The organism is Flavobacterium sp. (assembly GCF_044348915.1).
Taxonomy (GTDB): Bacteria; Bacteroidota; Bacteroidia; order Flavobacteriales; family Flavobacteriaceae; genus Flavobacterium.
On the sequence record NZ_JBIKRX010000018.1, the window covers coordinates 1 to 20327 of the forward strand.

At 35.4% G+C, this 20327-nt stretch carries 16 protein-coding genes; 11 read left to right on the top strand and 5 right to left on the bottom strand.

Annotated features, from left to right (window positions below):
- Positions 1–151 precede the first annotated feature (151 nt).
- Positions 152–1123, bottom strand: coding sequence for an SPFH domain-containing protein (locus tag ACIQ1E_RS05025; RefSeq protein WP_396169274.1), 972 nt, complete (start codon positions 1121–1123; stop codon positions 152–154).
- 78 nt (positions 1124–1201) lie between these two features.
- Here ACIQ1E_RS05025 and ACIQ1E_RS05030 point away from each other — a divergent pair, with 78 nt between their 5' ends.
- Complete coding sequence (locus ACIQ1E_RS05030; RefSeq protein WP_396169275.1) at positions 1202–1840, top strand: PorT family protein; 639 nt, start codon at positions 1202–1204, stop codon at positions 1838–1840.
- 207 nt (positions 1841–2047) lie between these two features.
- Here ACIQ1E_RS05030 and gltX read toward each other — a convergent pair whose 3' ends face one another.
- Together gltX and ACIQ1E_RS05040 are read right to left on the bottom strand one after the other, a co-directional pair.
- Entirely contained in the window at positions 2048–3559 is a 1512-nt protein-coding gene (gene gltX / locus ACIQ1E_RS05035) for a glutamate--tRNA ligase (protein WP_396169276.1), read from the bottom strand.
- A 120-nt stretch (positions 3560–3679) separates the two neighbouring features.
- Complete coding sequence (locus ACIQ1E_RS05040; protein WP_396169278.1) at positions 3680–4489, bottom strand: Fic family protein; 810 nt, start codon at positions 4487–4489, stop codon at positions 3680–3682.
- 113 nt (positions 4490–4602) lie between these two features.
- Between ACIQ1E_RS05040 and ACIQ1E_RS05045 the strand changes: the two genes are divergently transcribed.
- The 9 genes from ACIQ1E_RS05045 (at position 4603) to ACIQ1E_RS05085 (ending at position 17680) form a co-directional block, all read left to right on the top strand.
- Positions 4603–7908, top strand: a complete 3306-nt coding sequence (locus tag ACIQ1E_RS05045; RefSeq protein ID WP_396169280.1) for a DUF4175 family protein — start codon at positions 4603–4605, stop codon at positions 7906–7908.
- A complete protein-coding gene (gene ybeY, locus ACIQ1E_RS05050) occupies positions 7905–8324 on the top strand; it encodes an rRNA maturation RNase YbeY (RefSeq protein ID WP_396169282.1) in 420 nt (139 codons plus the stop codon). Before ACIQ1E_RS05045 ends, ybeY begins: the two co-directional genes overlap by 4 nt.
- Before the next feature lie 213 nt (positions 8325–8537).
- Entirely contained in the window at positions 8538–10409 is a 1872-nt protein-coding gene (mnmG, locus tag ACIQ1E_RS05055) for a tRNA uridine-5-carboxymethylaminomethyl(34) synthesis enzyme MnmG (RefSeq protein ID WP_396169283.1), read from the top strand.
- A gap of 185 nt (positions 10410–10594) precedes the next feature.
- Positions 10595–11455: a class I SAM-dependent methyltransferase gene (locus ACIQ1E_RS05060; RefSeq protein ID WP_396169285.1), complete on the top strand. Its 861-nt coding sequence runs from the start codon at positions 10595–10597 to the stop codon at positions 11453–11455.
- A gap of 245 nt (positions 11456–11700) precedes the next feature.
- Complete coding sequence (locus tag ACIQ1E_RS05065; protein WP_396169287.1) at positions 11701–12261, top strand: OmpH family outer membrane protein; 561 nt, start codon at positions 11701–11703, stop codon at positions 12259–12261.
- Between the two features lie 285 nt (positions 12262–12546).
- Complete coding sequence (locus tag ACIQ1E_RS05070; protein WP_396169289.1) at positions 12547–14814, top strand: helix-turn-helix domain-containing protein; 2268 nt, start codon at positions 12547–12549, stop codon at positions 14812–14814.
- 140 nt (positions 14815–14954) lie between these two features.
- Positions 14955–16613 (top strand): ATP-binding protein, encoded by a 1659-nt coding sequence (locus tag ACIQ1E_RS05075; RefSeq protein ID WP_396169291.1) that lies wholly within the window; start codon positions 14955–14957, stop codon positions 16611–16613.
- Entirely contained in the window at positions 16610–17242 is a 633-nt protein-coding gene (locus ACIQ1E_RS05080; protein WP_396169293.1) for a response regulator, read from the top strand. The genes ACIQ1E_RS05075 and ACIQ1E_RS05080 overlap by 4 nt, the downstream gene beginning before the upstream one ends.
- A 114-nt stretch (positions 17243–17356) precedes the next feature.
- The gene (locus ACIQ1E_RS05085) at positions 17357–17680 is read left to right on the top strand and encodes a hypothetical protein (protein WP_396169295.1); all 324 of its coding nucleotides are present in this window, start codon (positions 17357–17359) and stop codon (positions 17678–17680) included.
- Positions 17681–17752: 72 nt separating this feature from the next.
- Here ACIQ1E_RS05085 and ACIQ1E_RS05090 read toward each other — a convergent pair whose 3' ends face one another.
- Positions 17753–18700: an SPOR domain-containing protein gene (locus ACIQ1E_RS05090; RefSeq protein ID WP_396169297.1), complete on the bottom strand. Its 948-nt coding sequence runs from the start codon at positions 18698–18700 to the stop codon at positions 17753–17755.
- A 102-nt stretch (positions 18701–18802) separates the two neighbouring features.
- Between ACIQ1E_RS05090 and dprA the strand changes: the two genes are divergently transcribed.
- The gene (gene dprA / locus ACIQ1E_RS05095) at positions 18803–19903 is read left to right on the top strand and encodes a DNA-processing protein DprA (protein WP_396169298.1); all 1101 of its coding nucleotides are present in this window, start codon (positions 18803–18805) and stop codon (positions 19901–19903) included.
- 166 nt (positions 19904–20069) lie between these two features.
- On the opposite strand, the gene ACIQ1E_RS05100 is transcribed toward dprA, so the two are convergent.
- A complete protein-coding gene (locus ACIQ1E_RS05100) occupies positions 20070–20279 on the bottom strand; it encodes a hypothetical protein (RefSeq protein WP_396169300.1) in 210 nt (69 codons plus the stop codon).
- Between the last annotated feature and the right edge of the window lie 48 nt (positions 20280–20327).

Sequence of the window (20327 nt, forward strand, 5' to 3'; positions counted from 1 at the left end):
CCGCCAAAAGAAGATTTGTATTGGAACTAAGAGAACTTATTACTGGAATAATGATTGTGTTTTCAGGTGGTGATCCCTCAAAAGTCTTTAAAACGTAAGTGGCCGGAATTTCTTCCGACCACAACTACGTTTAAGCCTCTTTTTTTTGGTATTATACCTCGGATTCAGGTTCCTCAGGTTCAATGTAATCGGTAGGATGAGTTGCAGGTTTTACTCTTTTGGTTTTTTTCATCATTTCGCCTACTTGGTTCGAAGCAGAGAATGATGCCACCATATTATTCAACATATCACTTCCTGCTTGAGGAGAATTTGGTAATAATATCAAATTCGAATTGGTGTCTGCCCCAATAGCTTGCAAGGTATCGTAATGTTGTGTAACCACAATCAATGCCGAAGCTTCTTGCGAATTGATTCCCACCTTGTTCAAAACGTCCACACTTTCTACCAAACCTCTTGCGATTTCACGTCTTTGATCGGCAATACCTTGACCTTGTAATTTTTTACTTTCAGCTTCTGCTTGGGCTTTGGCTACAATTCTAATTCTTGAGGCTTCTGCTTCAAATTCAGCCACTGTTTTTTCTCTATCAGCCGCATTGATTCTGTTCATCGCATTTTTTACTTGAATATCTGGATCAATATCAGTGACCAATGTATTGATAATGGTGTAACCATAAGTAGTCATTGCCTCATTCAATTCTCTTTTTACCGCAATTGCAATATCGTCTTTTCTTTCAAAAACATCGTCTAATTTTAGTTTAGGAACCTCCGCACGAACCACGTCAAATACGTAAGAAGTAATTTGATCGTGTGGATATTCCAATTTGTAGAAAGCATCGTAAACAGTTTCTTTTACGACCATAAATTGCACAGATACTTTTAGTTTCACAAAAACGTTGTCTTTGGTTTTTGTTTCAATGATAACATCTAGTTGTTGAATTTTCAGGTTCACACGACCTGCAATTCTATCAATCAAAGGGATTTTGAGCTGTAATCCGGATTGTCGGATGCTCAAAAACTTGCCAAAACGCTCTATAATTACTGCAGTTTGTTGTTTTACAGTAAAAAAAGACGAAAGAAAAATAAATAGTCCGAAGACTAAAATAATGATTAATGTAATGTCCATAGTTTATGAAATTAAGTTTTAAAATTTGACTGTTAAATTACAAAAAAACTTTAGGTTTGCCGAGGTTAAAGTTTAATTATGGAAAAGATATTTTTTACGGTTGTTATATTGCTTATTAGTATGGTTTGCTTTTCTCAATATGAGTATCGCGATGGTAACCGAATTGGGATTAGTTTTGGTGTCAATCAGTTTACTTTGAACACCAATAATTTTGAAACTAAACCAGGGACAGGTTGGAGTGGCGGACTATCGATGCGAGGAAATTATTATAATGATTGGGATATGGTGTATGCGATGCAGTTTAGTGAGAACAATTTTTCGGTCGCTACAAACTCTGGTTTTATTACTGAAGACACTAATTATAAGTTAGCATCTGCACAAATATCATTGATGATTAGTTATAAAATTGTCGAAAATCATTTGAGTATCGAAACGGGGCCTTTGGTGCAAATCAATGGAAAGCTTGATGTAGAGGATGGGAAGGAAAATAATATTATTAGCGGAACGACATTAATAGCCAAAGACATTGTCGGTATTTCGCAATTTAATTTTTATCCTGTAATTGGGATTACGGCTGGAGTTCGACACGTTCGTTTGAATGTTTCCTATCAATATGGTCTAAATAATATGCTTGGAAATCTAAATGACCAAAATTTAGGATATAATTTCAAAGGCAATCCAGGAATAGTAACCGGTAATTTGATTGTTTATTTATAGAAAACAATTCTACGGCAATTTGTATGAAACACAAAAAATTAAACCATTAAGGCATTTAAGAAATTAAGATTTGCAGTATTCTTAATTTCCTTAACTTTCTTAATGGTTTAGAAAAAAGAATGTTACAATATTTCTAGTAGAGCCACAAAAAACAACCCTTTCGGAGTTTTAAATTCTGAAAGGGTTTCTTCTTTTAAAGATTCTTTTTTATAAAGAATCTATAGCTTTTTCAATTCTCTCAATCGTTTCTTCTTTTCCGATGAGTTCCACGATGTCAAATAGGTGAGGACCTTTTAGCGCGCCAACTAAACTCAAACGAAACGGCTGCATTACTTTCCCCATTCCAATTTCGTTTTTGGTCATCCAATCTTTCACAATGGTTTCGATATTTACAGAAGTAAAATCAGCTATTTCGCTTAGAACAGAAATCAATTCTTTCATTAAGGCTGGCGTTTCTTCTTTCCAGTTCTTTGATGCTTTCTCGTCATAAGAAGTTGGAGCCACAAAAAAGTAATCACTCAAATCCCAGAATTCTGAAACGAAATTTGCTCGTTCTTTAATTAAACTTACAATCTTTGTCATTTCGACGAAGGAGAAATCACATCCAACCTTTTTTTCTTCAACAATTTTAATAAATGCTTCTGCTAAAGTGTCGTCGTCCTTTTTCACCAAATATTGATGATTGAACCATTTGTTTTTTTCTGGGTCAAATTTGGCACCTGCTTTATGAACTCGGTTCAAATCAAAAACTTGTTCTAATTCTACCAACGAGAATAATTCTTTTTCGGTTCCGTCATTCCAACCTAATAAAGCTAGAAAGTTGACAACAGCTTCCGGGAAAAATCCTTTTTCTCTGTAACCTGACGAAACGCCTTCGGCTGTTTGCCAATCTAGTGGAAATACGGGAAAGCCCATTTTATCTCCATCACGTTTGGATAATTTTCCGTTTCCAACCGGCTTCATAATCAATGGTAAATGCGCAAATTCTGGAGCTTCCCAACCAAATGCGCGATACAATAAAACGTGCAATGGCATCGAAGGCAACCATTCTTCACCGCGGATTACGTGCGAAGTTTCCATTAAATGGTCATCTACAATATTCGCTAAATGATAGGTTGGCATTCCATCACTTTTGAATAATACTTTATCATCTAATAAATTAGTTTCAAATTTCACCTCTCCACGAATGATGTCTTGCAAATGCAAAGTTTCATCAACCGGGGTTTTAAAACGGATGACATAATCCTCGCCAGCAGCAATTCTTTTAGCAGTTTCTTCTGTTGAAATGATTAACGAAGTATCCAATTTTTCACGATTGTGCCAATTATAAATAAATGTTTTTCCTTGTTCTTCATGTTGTTTTCGGTGTGCATCTAATGCTTCAGCAGTGTCAAAAGCATAATAGGCATTGCCAGAATTAATCAATTCGTCCGCATATTGTTTGTACAAATGTTTTCTTTCGGATTGTTTGTAAGGGCCAAATTTTTCATTTTTCCCGATAGTTTCATCCGGAGCAATTCCAAGCCATTCTAGTGCTTCCATAATATATTCTTCGGCTCCAGGAACAAAACGGTTTTGATCTGTGTCTTCAATTCGAAGAAAGAAAACGCCATTGTTTTTTTTGGCAAACAAATAATTGAATAGGGCAGTACGAACACCGCCAATATGTAAAGGTCCAGTTGGACTTGGTGCAAAACGCACCCGAACTTGTTTTGACATTTTTTGCAATTAAAATTAATTCAAATTAACACTGAGCTTGTCGAAGTGTTGTGCAAAGATAATTAGAAGTTAGAAGTCAGGAGTGGGAACGGAGAAGTTTTTAGAGAATTAGTTTATAATTTACAACATCAATCGAAATCCCTTAAAATCTTTTTTGATTTTCGAAAAGGCTTCGATGTCGTCATTCATTTTTTTGGTCAACGTTTCAATAATATAGTTTTTTACTAAATCAGGTTTGGAATCGTAATATTGTTCCACGAGTAAACTATTGTAATTCAGATTTTCGGTGTCATACGAAAACAGAGGAAAGCCTTCTTTCATTAATAGAAAATTGATTAAAAGTCGTCCAGTTCTTTTATTGCCATCGACAAAAGGTTGATGAATCCAAATTTCTTGAGCCAAGAAAACGGCCTTATCCAAAACTGAAGCATCAGTTTTGTTAACATTTTCAATCAAAGCTTCCATATTTTTCTGAACATCATCGGGAGAACTCATAGGCATTATTTTTTCTTTTTCAACACCGTTTTGTTTTATGGAAATCACGTTTTGACTAACCTTAAATTTATTTTGCAGTTGTCCTTTTTCTTTGGCATTCATATAATAATCCTCATTCCAAAGACTTCCGATGCTCAACCAATTCAATTCTAAAATCAATTTTGTAGATAATTCTTCTTTATTTTTTACTGACAAAAGCATTCTTTTCAACGCGCGATACATTCCTTTTTGTTCTAAAATATCAGAATTTCGGATGTTATTTCCAGAAATGGTGTCGCTTTTGAATAATTCGGTAGTTTGTAAAAGCGATAATTGATTACCTTCTAATCGATTTGTTGTATAAACGTATTCGAACAATTGTGCTTGTTCTTCTTCCAAAGAAGGAATGACGTTTAACGCGGAGTGTTTTTTTAGTAAGTCAATCAGTTTCTCCATTTTTTGAAAGTTAGTTATTGTAAAAATACGTTTTTTTTCGATTATATTATTTTTAACATTAATAGAATTGAAAAATAGTTACTTTTAGCGGTTATAAAATTAACGAGTAAATTTTGGAGCAATCAAAGGTCATATTTCAAAAGCTGGAACTTTTCATCAAGAAGTTTTACACCAATGAACTGATTCGAGGAATACTATTCTTCATAGGTTTGGGCTTGCTGTATTTCTTGTTTACCCTCTTTGTTGAGTATTTTCTTTGGCTTAAGCCAATGGGCAGAACCGTTTTGTTTTGGACTTTCATTGGTGTTGAAATTTACCTCTTAGTCCGGTTTATTTTGTTTCCTATTTTCAAACTGTTCAAACTTCAAAAAGGAATCGATTACAAAGAAGCTTCTGCAATAATCGGGAATCATTTCGCGGAAGTAAATGACAAATTGATCAATTTTCTTCAATTGTCAGATGCTGATTTGCATCAGAATAAATCGGAACTATTGGTGGCTTCGATAGAACAAAAGGCGAATTCATTGCAACCGATTCCTTTTGGAAATGCTATCAACTTCAATTCAAACCGAAAATATTTACCACTGGCGCTTGTTCCGATTGTATTGTTTGCCTTCTTTTTTGTTTCGGGAAACAGTAAAATCATTTCTCAAAGTTTGAATAGGGTAGTGAATTTTCGCGAGCAGTTTTTGCCGCCAGCGCCTTTTGAGTTTGTTATTTTGAATAGCAACTTGCAAACAGAACAAAATAAAGATTTTATTATTCGCATTAAGACAAAAGGAAAAATTGTTCCGGAAAATGCAATGATTTTTATTGGTGACGAAAGTTATTTTATGGAGTCCATCAATGCGGGAGAATTTCAGTACCGAATAGAAAAGCCTTTGTCCAATGTTTTGTTTCACGTTGAGGCGAATGAAGTTTCTTCAGTTGATTACGAACTGAATGTGGTGACTGTTCCGTCTATTGCTAATTTTGAAATGGCGTTGAGTTTCCCAGCTTATTTAAGAAAGAAACCAGAAGTCATCAAAGGGAATGGAAATGCGATTGTTCCCGAAGGAACGCGTGTGACGTGGAGAATTAATACTTTGGCAACTCAAAATGTGGTGTGGAAAGATTTAATTTCTACTACGCCTTTTTCCAAGTCTGAGAATGATTTTAGTTTATCGAAACAAGTTTTGCAGAACACGGAGTATCAAATTTTGACTTCGAATGCCAAGGTAAAGAACTATGAGAAGTTGAATTACCAGATTTCGGTTATCAAAGATCAGTTTCCTTCAATTAATGTAAACAAGGCCCCAGACAGTCTTAAAATAGATAGAAATTACGTTTTAGGGCAAATTTCAGATGATTACGGCTTGTATAAGCTTCAGGTGGTTTATTATCCCAAAAACAAGCCAGAATCAACCAAGCGCGGAAACATAGCTTTGAAGTCGAACTTGAATGACCAGTTTGTTTTTGCTTTCCCAAGTTCGCTTCCGGTTGAGCAGGGTGTGTCTTATGAGTACTATTTTGAGGTTTTTGATAATGATGCGTTTCATAATTTCAAAAGCACGAAGTCGTCTGTTTTCTCGAATCGGATTGCTACAGACGAAGAAATTCAAGATCAAGATTTACAACGGCAGAATGAAAGCATCAACGGTTTAGAAAAGTCTTTGAAAAATCAAGACAAGCAAATTTCCGAAATGGATAAGTTGCAAAAGACCGGAAAAGAGAAGGATAACTTTGAATTCAAAGATCAGCAAAAAATCAATGATTTTATCAAAAGGCAAAACCAGCAAGATAAAATGATGAAGGAATTTGCCGAGAAAATGAAAGATAATCTTGACAAAAACAAAACCGATAAAAAAGACGAATTCAAGGAAGAATTGAAAAAACGTTTAGATAATGTCGATAAAGATTTAGAAAAAAATAAAAAATTATTAGATGAATTAAAGGAGTTGAATGATAAAATCAAGGAGGAAGACTTGATGGAAAAAATGGATAAATTCAAGCAAACGGCAAAGAACCAAACTAAGAGTTTAGAGCAGTTAGTTGAATTAACCAAGAAGTATTATGTTCAGAAAAAAGCAGAACAACTCAAAGATAAATTAGACAAGCTGTCCGACAAGCAGGAAGATTTGTCGAATAAAGACAAAGAAAACACACAAGAAAAGCAAGACGAAATCAACAAGGAATTTGATAAAATTCAAGACGAGTTGAAAGATTTAAATAAGGAAAATAAGGAGTTGAAAAAGCCTTTGGATATTCCAAACGATCCTGCGGAGCAAAAAAGCATTGACGAAGATTTGAAGAAAGCTTCAGAGGATTTGCAGAAAGATAAAAAAGCTGCCGCCAAGCCTAAGCAAAAAAGTGCTTCCAAGAAGATGAAACAAATGTCTGAGAAAATGGAACAAAGTATGGAAGGCGGAGAGATGGAGCAAATGGAGGAGGACATTGCGATGATGCGACAAATTTTGGACAATCTATTAGCGTTCTCGTTTTCACAGGAAGATTTGATGGTGAAGTTCAAAACCTTTAAAGTGGGTTCTCCGGCTTTCAATAAGAACCTTAAAATTCAACAAGATTTAAAACTGCAGTTCAAGCATATTGATGACAGCCTTTTTGCTATGTCTTTACGGAATCCAAAAATTGGAGAAAACATAACCAAGGAAATAGGTAATGCGCAATACAATTTAGATAAATCTTTAGAAACTTTGGCGGATGCTCAAGTTGCAAAGGGTGTTTCGCATCAACAGTATACGGTTTCTTCTGCGAACAAATTAGCTGATTTTTTAAGTGACGTACTAAACAATATGCAAATGTCGATGTCTGGTGAAGGGCAGGGGAAACCAAAACTAGGGCAAGGAGAAGGAATGCAGCTGAAGGATATCATCAAAAAGCAAGAAGGCCTTGGTGAGAAAGTAAAGAAGGGTATGAAGAAAGGGGAAAAACCTGGTCAGGGTAAAGAAGGAGAGAAGGGCAAAGAGGGTAAAAAACCTGGTTCCGAAGGTGAAAATGGAGAAGACGGCGAAGGCGATGCAAAGGCAATTATGGAGATTTATAAAGAGCAAAAGCAGTTGCGTGATGCTTTGCAGAACGAATTAGAAAAGCAAGGATTGGGTGGCAGTGGTCAGAATGCTCTTGACCAAATGAAGGAAATAGAGAAACAACTTTTAAACAAAGGTTTTAAGAATGAAGTTCTGCAAAAGATATTGAACGTGAAACAAGAATTGCTAAAATTAGACAACGCTATTCAGCAACAAGGTCAAGATAATAAGCGACAGTCAGAGACCAATAAAAAGGAGTTTTCAAATCAAGCTAAATCTCTGCCGCCCGCATTATTAGATTATTTAAACAGTATTGAAATATTAAATAGACAATCCTTACATTTGCGCTCCAATTTTAATCAAAAAGTTCAAGAATATTTTAATACTAAATGATCAATTTTAATTACGAAACCGAATTTACCCTAGACAACGAAAAGGTAATTAGCAGCTGGATTTCTAGCGTAATCAAATCAGAAAACAAAAAAGAAGGTGAGATTAGTTATATTTTTTGCGATGACGAGTACCTTCTTCAGATCAATCAAGAACACTTGCAACACGATTTTTATACCGATATTATCAGTTTTGACTATACTGTTGGAAACGAGTTAAGCGGAGATATCTTTGTTTCTGTAGAGAGAGTTCAGGAGAATGCTACTGACTTCAATGTTTCTTTCGATGAGGAATTGAAGAGGGTATTAGTTCACGGTGTTTTGCATTATTGCGGATACAAGGACAAGTCCGAAGAGGATGAGCTGCTGATGCGAAACAAGGAGGACGAGAAAATCGCGATGTTTCACGTGGAACAATAATGATTGTAGAGTTGAGATTTCAGATTTCAGATTTTTGAAACCAACGATGTTTCACTTGGAACATAAGTCTGTTGAGATTTGTTTCTGTATAACGAAGAAATATATACTGTCTAATCCAAAAGCATAAAATGTTTCACGTGGAACAAATGTATTAAATAATGATTTTGTTTTTGGATGCGAATCTAAAATCTAAAATCTAAAATCTAAAATGGAATGTTTCTAGAAGAATATGATGTAATTGTAGTTGGAGCAGGTCACGCCGGTTGCGAGGCTGCTGCCGCTGCCGCCAATTTGGGGTCTACAACTTTATTGGTTACAATGAGTTTGCAAAACATTGCACAAATGTCTTGCAATCCTGCAATGGGTGGAATCGCAAAAGGGCAAATTGTTCGTGAGATAGATGCACTTGGTGGATACTCAGCTATTGTCTCAGACAAGACTGCTATTCAGTTCAAGATGTTGAATAAATCCAAGGGGCCTGCAATGTGGTCGCCGAGGGTTCAAAGTGACAGAATGCGCTTTTCAGAAGAGTGGAGGGTGATGCTTGAAGGGACTCTGAATCTTGATTTTTACCAAGAAATGGTCAAAGGATTAATTATTGAAAGCGGTAAAGTTCGAGGAATCCGGACCGCGCTTGGAGTCGAAATTCGATCGAAATCTGTCGTCTTGACTAATGGTACTTTTCTAAATGGTTTGATTCATATTGGAGAAAAACAATTCGGAGGGGGACGTGCAGGCGAGAGTGCTGCATACGGAATTACCGAAGATTTGGTCAATGCTGGATTTCAAGCAGGAAGAATGAAGACAGGAACGCCGCCTCGTGTAGATGGTCGTTCATTGGATTATTCTAAAATGAATGAAGAGAAGGGCGATGCCCATCCAGATAAGTTTTCATATTCAGATGTTACTTCGCCTTTGGTTCGCCAAAGGTCTTGTCATATGACCTATACATCATTGAATGTTCACGATATTTTACGAGAAGGTTTTGATCGTTCTCCGATGTTTAACGGAAGAATTCAATCGCTTGGGCCTAGATATTGTCCGTCGATCGAAGATAAGATTAATCGTTTTGCTGATAAAGAAAGACATCAATTGTTTGTAGAGCCGGAAGGTTGGAATACTTGTGAGGTTTATGTAAATGGATTTTCAACATCATTGCCTGAAGACATTCAATTTAAAGCGTTACGGTCTGTGGTTGGTTTCGAAAAAGTGAAATTTTTCCGTGCAGGATATGCAATCGAATATGATTATTTCCCGCCAACCCAATTGAAACACACTTTAGAAACTAAGCTAGTTGAAGGTTTGTACTTTGCCGGACAAATAAATGGAACGACTGGATATGAGGAAGCAGCTTCTCAGGGATTGATGGCCGGTATAAACGCTGCTTTGAAAGTTCAAGAAAAAGCACCATTTGTTCTAAAAAGAGATGAAGCTTATATTGGTGTTTTAATTGATGATTTAATTACCAAAGGAACCGAGGAACCATACAGAATGTTTACTTCTCGTGCGGAGTTCAGAACCTTATTGCGTCAAGACAATGCCGATTTTAGATTAACGCCAATGTCCTATGAAATTGGACTAGCCTCCGAAAAGCGTTTGCGTCGTATGGAACATAAATTGAATGAGTCCGAAAAAATGGTGGCGTTTTTCAAGGAAACAAGTATTACAGTTGCGGAAGCAAACCCAATATTAGAATCAAAAGGGACAGCCTTGATCACCCAAGGAGACAAAATGTTTAAAGTTTTTTCTCGTCCGCAAATCGATTTAGAAGATATTATCAAATTCGAGAAGGTAGCAAATTATGTTGCAGAGAATAATTTGGATCAGGAAATTTTGGAACAAGCCGAAATTCAAGTAAAGTATTCCGGTTACATCGAAAAGGAGCGAAATAACGCCAATAAGTTGACTCGACTTGAAGATGTAAAAATTCCTGAGAATTTCGATTATAGCAAAATCAAATCAATGTCGATTGAAGCCAAACAGAAATTAAACAAGATTCGTCCTGTGACTATTTCTCAAGCTTCCCGAATTAGCGGAGTATCGCCAAGCGATGTTTCCGTGTTATTGATTTATATGGGAAGATAATTAGTGTTCAGTTATCAGTTTTTAGTGTTCAGTAAAAATTACACTTGCAAACTGGCTACTTAAAACTGATCACTGAATACTAGAAAGAAAATTGTTCCACGTGAAACTATTAATAAAAATACACATAAACCCTAAGGTAACGGAGTTAAACTGTTTACTATAAACCCGACCACTGAACACTAAAAATGGACATTTCAAACAAAAAGCATTTCCTTACTGTAAAAGATTATTCTGTTTCCAAAGAAACTTTCGATTTGTATCACGACGAAACTTTGGATATGTTAATTACTCATCCGCAGCCCAGTTTAGAGAATTTAGGCAAATATTACGAAAGTGAAGATTATATTTCGCATACCGACAACAAGCGTTCGTTGTTTGAAAAATTGTACCATTTTATAAAAAGTATTGCTTTAAAAAACAAACTCAATTTAATCAATTCACAGCAGCCTAACAAAGGGCGACTGTTAGACATTGGTGCAGGAACTGGAGAATTTTTGTCCGTTGCCAAGAATGATGGCTGGCAAACAATAGGAGTAGAGCCAAGCGAAAGAGCCAAAGCAATTGCAGAAAGTAAAGGAGTTTCGTTTGTAGAACAAACAAGCGAATTACAAAATCAATCTTTTGATGTTATTTCGATGTGGCACGTTCTAGAACACGTTCCCGATTTAGACCAACAAATCAAAGAATTGAAGCGTTTGCTGAAACCAACTGGAACGTTGATTATTGCCGTACCTAATTTCAAATCTTTCGACGCAAAGCACTATGGAAATTTTTGGGCTGCCTACGATGTGCCGATTCATTTTTGGCATTTTTCTAAAACAGCCATAAAATTGCTTTTCGAAAAAGAAGAAATGAAATTAGAAAAAGTCTTACCTATGAAATTTGACTCGTTTTATGTGAGCTTACTTTCCGAAAAGTACAAAAGCGGAAAAATGAATTTTGTTAAAGCTTTTTTCATTGGATTACAATCAAATTGTAAAGCGAACCAGAATTTTGAGTATTCTTCGCACATTTACATCCTAAAAAACAAGTACAACTCATTTTAAAGGCTTTTAAGAGGTCTTTTTGCTGTAAAAAGTAGTTTGTATTGTCTTTTTTTAGAAAAACGATTATTCCAAAGCTATTAAAGCCAGTTTTTATAGGCTCAAATTATCAATTATCAAATTACAATAGCAAATCTTTATACTATAAATAGTTGCTGCATTTTTCCAACTTTATGCCAATGCTGCATATTTTTTTATATTTTTGTTATCAATTCTTAAAAACAGAAAAAAATTAAATTAAAAATTAAATGAAAAAATTAGTCCTAGTTATTGCACTTGCAATTGCAGTTGTTTCTTGCGATAAAAAACAAGCAGAAGTTAAAGAAGTAAAAACAGCTTATGTAGATACCTCGGTTTTAATGAAAGAATATACAGCTACAAAAGATCTTGATGCAAAGTATAAAGCCAAAGGAGCAGAAAAAGGAAGACAACTAGAAGCAGAAATCAACAGATTCAAACAAGAAGCTCAAAATTTTCAGGCGCAAGCTCAAGCTAATGGTCAAGAATGGGCTCAGAAAAAAGGAGCTGAATTGCAAAAAAGAGAACAAATGTTAGCGCAAGCGCAACAAGCATTGTCTCAACAGTTGCAGCAAGAAGGTGGTGCAGAGATGGATAGCATCGTTTCAAATGTGAAGAAAACGATCAAAGCCTACGGAAAAGAAAAAGGTTATTCTTATATTTACGGAACAGGTGACTCGAATGCGAGTGTTTTATATGCCGAAGATAAATTCGATATTACAAAAGACATCCTAAAAATTTTAAACGATAAATACAAAGCGCCAGCTGCAAAAGAAGAAGTTAAAAAATAGTTTCTGTTCCATAACAAAATTAAAAATGTCACCGATTTGTGTGGCATTTTTTTTTGAGCTTTTCCCCGCTTTACGATGCAATCTCTCATTTAGAAAGTGTTTTTTCTTGGCCGGAAAAGTAGCTTTCGGCGGTCGCTCTTTTCCAACTAGAAAATAATCGCTTCCTAAATCTTGAGGATTTCCGCTCCAATCAGGGCTAAAAAACAATGAAATTCAAATACATTTTCAAAAACTGAAAAAGCATCAAATTTTTCAATATTTTAGCTTTTCAAAATTACACGCCGTATGCAATCCATTTCCGAAGCTGCCATTTACACCTTAAAATTTATCAATCAAACCCATCGGTCTGTTTTCCTCACCGGAAAAGCAGGAACCGGAAAAACGACGCTACTACGTGAAATCATCCAAACTACGCATAAAAATTGTGTAGTGGTTGCGCCCACAGGAATTGCCGCTTTGAATGCCGGTGGAGTTACCATTCATTCTATGTTTCAGTTGCCTTTTGGCGGTTTCATTCCCGACAATTCTTCACCTCAATTTTCTGAAAGCACCAAGTTTGAAACTAAAGCAACTTTGCGTAGGCATTTCAAAATGAGTGGATTAAAGAAATCGGTGATCAAGAATATGGAACTCCTGATCATTGATGAAGTAAGTATGCTGCGTGCCGATTTACTCGATGCAATGGATTTTATGATGCAAAGCGTGCGCAGAAAAAGTGGTCCATTTGGAGGAGTTCAAGTGTTATTTATTGGCGATTTATTGCAACTTCCTCCCGTAATTAGGGATGAGGAATGGCGCACACTGCGGAATTATTACAAAGGAAAATTCTTCTTTCATTCTCACGTCATTCAGCAAAACCCGCCTTTGTATATCGAATTGTCCAAGATATACCGTCAAACCGACGATGTGTTTATTTCCATTTTGAATAATCTGCGAAACAACACCATTTCTGCCGAAGACGTGCAAAATTTGAATAAGTACGTAAACCCCAATTTCGATTTGAAAGCCAACAAAGGCTACATTACCTTAACAACCCATAATGCCAAAGCCGATGCCATGAATGCTGATGCTTTAGAAGATTTAGAGGGTAAATTATTGGTTTATAAACCTTTAATTGTTGGTGATTTTCCCGAAAAAATTTTTCCCGTTGAAGAAGAATTAAAATTGAAAGTGGGAGCACAGGTTATGTTTGTCAAAAACGATTTGTCTTTTGATAAAAAGTATTTCAATGGCAAGATGGGAATTGTCAAATCGCTTTCTAAGGAGGAGATTTTGGTTCATTTTCCTGAAGAAAACACCACCATCGAAGTCGAAAAATACGAATGGCAAAATATTCGCTACAAAGTTGATGAATTGACCAAGGAAATAGAGGAGGAGGTATTGGGTACGTTTGTACATTATCCGATAAAATTGGCTTGGGCCATAACCGTACACAAAAGTCAAGGTTTGACCTTTGACAAAGCTGCGCTCGATGTTTCGCAAGTTTTTCTTCCAGGACAAGCATATGTGGCTTTGTCGCGTTTGCGTTCGTTAAACGGTTTAATTTTGCTCTCTCCGTTGCGAATGAATGGCATTTCGAACGATCAGGACGTGATGGATTATTCCTTGAACAAAGCGTCGGATGAGTTCTTAAAAAATGCATTGTATTTCGAAACCAAGAATTTCATTCATAATTATTTGATTACTAGTTTCGATTGGGCAGAACTAGCACAAGAATGGCGCAATCATAAGTTCAGTTATCTAGAAAACTCCGAAAGTTCGGCAAAATCGAAACAGGCCAATTGGGCTGCCAAACAATTGGAAGCAATAGACAAACTGCTAGATCCTTCCCAAAAATTCATTGTTCAGCTCAATAAAATTTTCAACACCGAAACCGTCGATTTGAATCACGTTTCTGAGCGTTTCCAAGCGGCATACAATTATTTTATCAAACCGATGGACGATTTGGTTTTCGAAATTCTTTGGAAAATAGAAGAAGTCAAGCGGCAAAAAAAAGCCAAAGCTTTTTACGATGAATTAACGGTTTTGGAGGAATTGCAAACCAAGGCTGTTTTGCGTTTGATGAAAGCCAAATTATTGATTGAAATCGTGGTGGCTGGAGAAACCATTTCGAAGGAACGATTAACTTCAGAGCCAATCAAAAAATACATTCGATATAAAACGGAAGCCATTCAAGCGCAATTCAAGGAAGTCAATGTCACTTTGATTGAAGACGAAGAAGATGTAGAACGCTACACCAAAAAGAAAAAAACTCCGAAAGTACCCAAAAAATCGACTATTCAGGAAACCTACGAATTGTGGCTCGAAAAGAATTCTATTAAAGAAATAGCGGCGATTCGCAAGTTTACCGAAGAAACCATTTTAGGGCATTTGACCAAGTTGATTATTGAAAAAGTGATCAGCATCAACGAAGTTTTACCCGAAGATAAAATCCAGGAATTGACCGAGGCTTTTTATGGTTACAAAGAAGAATCGATTTCGCCTCTAAAAGAAAAATACGGCGATAAATTCAGTTGGGAAGAATTGCGGATGTTTAAAGCTAGTTTGAATTAAATAGCCGCCCTTGCAAAAGTCATCAATTTTATTATTTAATTGAATTATATTTACAAAACGTAAAATGATTAGGATTTCCTTTTTTTTAATGAAGCCGCCTTATTGAGCATTGTAGTGTCTTATTTTTAAAACATATCTTAGTGAATATCAAGACCTTAATATTGATAATAGTTAATAGTCTCATTGCATTTGCAGTTCTTGCATTTGCTTTTTTTTCATATCAAGAATTTTCAAAGGTTTTGGATGATCGTGTTTTGCAACAATTAAATTCTATCAAAACACTCAAAAAAAATCAGATTGAATTTTTAATTAAATCGGAATGGGAAAAATTTCAGGCTGTTGAAATCTACAACCAAAACATTGATAGTTCCGTATTTAGCCTTCCTGATAACATAAAAAAAAGTAATGGAATTCACGATTTCACACCCTATCATATTGATAAAAAACCTGCTATTGGTTTTGTGTCTAATGCTAAAGGACAGACAAACATTAAAGTTCTTGATTATAATAAGATAAACAAGATACTCGTTGAGCGAACAGGAATGGGTAGAAGTGGAGAATCGTATCTTGTCGCTTCAGATTTTAGATTGCGTACACAATCTCGTTTTTATCCCAATACAATTCCTTATACCCTTTCAGTTAATGTTGAAAACGTGGCGAACGCTCTTAAGGGAAGTAATAGCGGTGGAGTTTTTGAGGATTACAGAGGTGTTGAAGTATTCAGTGTTTCTAGCCTTTTAAATATTCCCAATTTAAAAATGGTTATTCTGTCTGAAATAGATGTTGAGGAAGTGAATATGCCCTTAAAAAAATTGAAGGAAAGACTTATAGTTTTAATTATGGGTATTTTTTTACTAGTGGTTATCCTTTCCCTTTTTCTTACTAGACTAATTATCAACCCGATTAAGAATATGCAAAAAAGCCTCAGTATTATGGCTAAAGGGGATTATAATAGTCAATCAAATGACTTTAAGAAAATTTCTAATGAGATCAAGGAAATGTTTGATGCTTTAGCGAATTTGAAAGTCTCTTTGCAGGGGGCTGTACAGTTTTCTGATGATATTGGAAAGATGAATTTAAATACGGACTATCAGCTTAAAAGTTCGGATGATCTTCTGGGGAAAAGTCTTTTAGCGATGAGAGATAAGCTGATCGAGTATAGGAATATGGAAGAAAATACCCGAATAACTTCTAAACGAATGCTTGTAAACGGTATGGAAAACGAAAGACGTCGCTTGTCACGAGAGCTTCACGATGGTATCGGCCCCTACTTAACTTCCTTGAAACATTATATTGAAAATAAAGTTGAGAAGGAATCGAAGAAAATAGAAATGAAAAAAATAGTTGATGATACTATTTCTGAAATCCGATTGATGTCGAATGCCTTAATGCCGGCTTCAATAGACGATTTTGGTGTAGGAGCCACCTTAACAAACTTTATTGAAAACCTAAAAAAATCAACCACTATAAACATTGAATATGAAGATTTAACTGAACAAGATAACACCAACATTACAAACCAACAAGCCATTAATCTTTTTAGAATTAGCCAGGAGCTAATCAATAATTCATTAAAACATTCGCAGGCGAGAAACATCCGAATAACACTTTCGGAGTTTGATGAATTTATTTCTCTTTTTTATTTTGATGATGGTATTGGTTTTGATTTTAGAACGGTTAAATTAGGCTTAGGAATTAATAACATCAAAGAACGTGTGGAAATTTGCAATGGAAAAATTACAATCAATCCATCCGCCGGAAACACCACCTTTGAAATCGAATTACCCATAGAATTATGAATGAAATCAAATTAATTATTGCAGACGATCATCAACTGTTCCGAAATGGTGTAGAAGAGCTTTTAAGGAAGCACGAGGACATAATCATAGTAAAAAGTGTCTCCGATGGTTTGGAGTTTATGGAGATGGTTAAGAGCCAGTTTGATGCAGATATTGTTTTGCTAGATATTAGTATGCCCAATATGGATGGATTTGAAGTTTTAAAAGAATTAAAAGCCTTAAACTCTGCCATAAAACCAATTGTTATTTCGATGCACAATGATGGTAATTATATTGCAAAATGCGCTAAGATGGGCGCTTACGGCTATCTTTTGAAAAACACTGATGAATCTGAGTTAATCTTGGCAATAAGAACGGTCAGTCAGGGTCGAAAATACTTTAGTGCCGAAATTTCAGAAAAAATGATAAACTTTATGGCAACTAACAGCATTAGTGAAAATGTTTTATCCAATAAAGAATCCGAAGTTTTAGGGTTAATTTCCAAAGGATTAACAACTAATGATATCGCTGCTAAATTATTTGTGAGTTCACGTACAATAGAAACCCATCGTGCCAATATTTTGAAAAAGTTAGAAGTAAAAAACACCGCCGAACTTATAAAAAAAGCAGCAGAGATAAATTTAATATAATACAATGTAGCCAAGCCCATCCGTATTTATACGGATATAAATACGTTAGATTTACATATTCATAAATACCTATTACTGACTGTACCTTTGTCAAGTATAAAAAAAGCAATAGTTATGAAAAAGGTAGCATTAATTTTAGGAGTTTTAGCCATATCAGTTGGTGCATTTGCACAACAAGGGGATAATGTAAAACAAAATGATTTAACAGGTCCTGCTTTTAAAAATTACAAGCATTGGATGCATAAAGCTCAGCCAACAAAAATATATTCCCAAAGTAGCGTCACAGCGCTTGAAGGACCAGCGTATAAAAATCAGGAACCTTCAAAAGTTACTCCAAAAGAAAACTTGGTACAAGTAAAAATAGGAGGTAGTGAAAAACAAAAATTATCCGGACCTGCTTATAAAAACTACGGACCTTGGACTAAAGGTTATAAATAAGCACAAGTTATACAGTCCGATTAAAATAGAATAAAAAAAATAAGCCCATTCATCTAGAATGGGCTTATTTTTTTATAGTGATTCAATCAAAATCCAAGCATCAGGATTGATTGTATTACGAATTTCCTGTTTCGCTTTTTCAGCTTCATCAAAAGTGGCGTAACTGCCGTAAAGAACAGGATACAAACCGTATTTATTTTGTGGAATACGTCGCGCTTTATAACCTTGATCGGATAGTTTCTTGAATACTATTTCAGCATTTCTTTCTTCTCTAAAAGCACCCGCCATAATATGGTATGACATTTTCGATTCTTTAACCGTAAGTGTCACAGCAGGAATTGGATTTTCGATAAAGAAAGTGGCTTCTTGAATTTTATTTTGAACTTTTTTCTGAACAGCTTTTTCAACCAGAATTGTTTCTTGAGCAATATGCTCTTGATAAGCCGGATATCCAAAGGTGCCCGCAATACCCAATCCTAAAACAAAAACAGCAGCATATTTCAAATACGCAGTTGCTCTTCTTTTTTCTGGGATAAGTTCGATAATTTCCTCTTCTTCAAGATTTACTTCAAGCGCTTCGATTTTTTGTTCGAAAAGCTCTCTTTTTACTACTGGCGAAACAAAAGCACTCAGTCCAAAAGAACTAGTCAAATAATTGGTTTGGTCCGAAGGAGTGAAAACCAAATTATGATCGGCATTAAGAGAAAGTGTACCCACATTTTTGATCGAAAACAAACCGTGTTCCTGCAAGGCTTTTTTCCAATTGAAAACCTCGTATTGAATAGCACTTACGGCATACTCATAAGATGTTTTTTCGGCTTGTGCAATGTGATTTGCCAATAAGCCATCGTTGTTTTTGATATGGGAATTGAAAGAAATTACTTTTTTAGGTGGAAAAAAAGAATGGCTACTTTCAATCAATTGAGCCGACTCAATTTCAGTCAAAAAAGCGCCAAAACCAGGTACAGTTACACATTGATAACGGTATAAAAGCTGCGAGATATAAGATTCGATGTTCATAGTTACAAAGTTATACATTGATAATAGTTATCAAAATTTTATTCACAATTTTTATTAACAATTCGCTTAAATTTTTATACATTTCAGCCTCAAATGATTAGTATGACAGACCAAGATTTATTTCATTTATTGGCGTTGCAACAAGTAGATGGTGTGGGCGATATTATGGCCAAAAAACTAATTACACATTGCGGTAGCGCTGAGGCTGTTTTCAAGGCAAAAACTTCCCAACTAGCTAACATTGATGGTATTGGCTCTGTCTTATTACAAAAACTGAAAGACAAATCTGTTTTCGAAAAAGCGGAACAAGAACTTCAATTCATAAAATCAAACGAAATCGACGTTGCCTATTTTCAGGACGAAAAATATCCTGAACGATTGAAACATTGTATAGATGGACCACTTTTGCTGTTTACTTCAGGAAATATTAACCTGAAAAATAAGAAAACCATCAGTATTGTGGGAACACGACAAATCACTTCCTACGGAATGGAATTTTGCCGAAAACTAATAGAAGATTTGGCGCCGCTTGATCCAGTAATAATAAGTGGTTTTGCTTATGGGGTTGATATTTTTGCACATCAATTGGCGATGGAACACGACTTGCAAACCATTGGAGTTGTAGCACACGGTTTGAACCAAATTTACCCCAAAAATCACAAAAAATACGTGGCCAAAGTAGAACAAAACGGTGGATTTATGACCGAATTTTGGAGTTCATCGAATCCCGAAAAGGAAAATTTTGTTCGCAGGAATCGTATTGTTGCAGGAATTTCAGAAGCCACGATTGTTATAGAGTCAGCTGAAAGAGGCGGTTCTTTGATAACTGCCAATATCGCCAACGATTACAACCGTGATGTTTTTGCCGTTCCTGGAAGAACCACTGACAAATACAGTCAAGGCTGCAACAACTTGATAAAAACCCAAAAAGCAAACGTTTTGACAAGCGCTGCCGACTTGGTTTATATCTTGAATTGGGAGATTGAAAGCAAAGCCAAGCCCATTCAAAAACAGCTTTTTGTTACACTTGAAGATGACGAGCAAAAAGTATATGATTACTTGCTAAAAAACGGAAAGGAACTGATGGATATTATTGCCTTACGATGTGATTTCCCCATTTATAAAATCTCGGGAATGCTCCTGAATATGGAGCTCAAAGGAGTTATCCGACCTTTGCCAGGGAAAATGTTCGAGGCGATATAAAATGCTGGAATTAGTTTTTGAACGGATATAGAATAGTCTAAAAAACAATATTTATTAACCGAATATCTGTAAAAAACAGCCCGAATTAATTCGGGCTGTTTTAAAATGCTAAATGGTATTTTTTGAAAATTATCAGCTGTCTTTTACTGTATTTCTTTATTACAGATTAATTAATTACTTCCCTGTTTTTTTGTAAAGTTTTGAATTTATAAAAAGTGAAGACTATACCCAAAACCATAAAAAACCATACATAATTGTCAATAGGTGCAGCCGGAGGATCTGATCCTTCTAAGTTTCCTGTGTTATCGTTAGATCCAGGAGTTTGCGCAAACATTAGCACTGTAGAAAACAAGAAGAATGCAGCGATATAGTACATTAATGGATTTTTTTTCATAGTATTTATTTGCTAATTTTGACTTTAGGT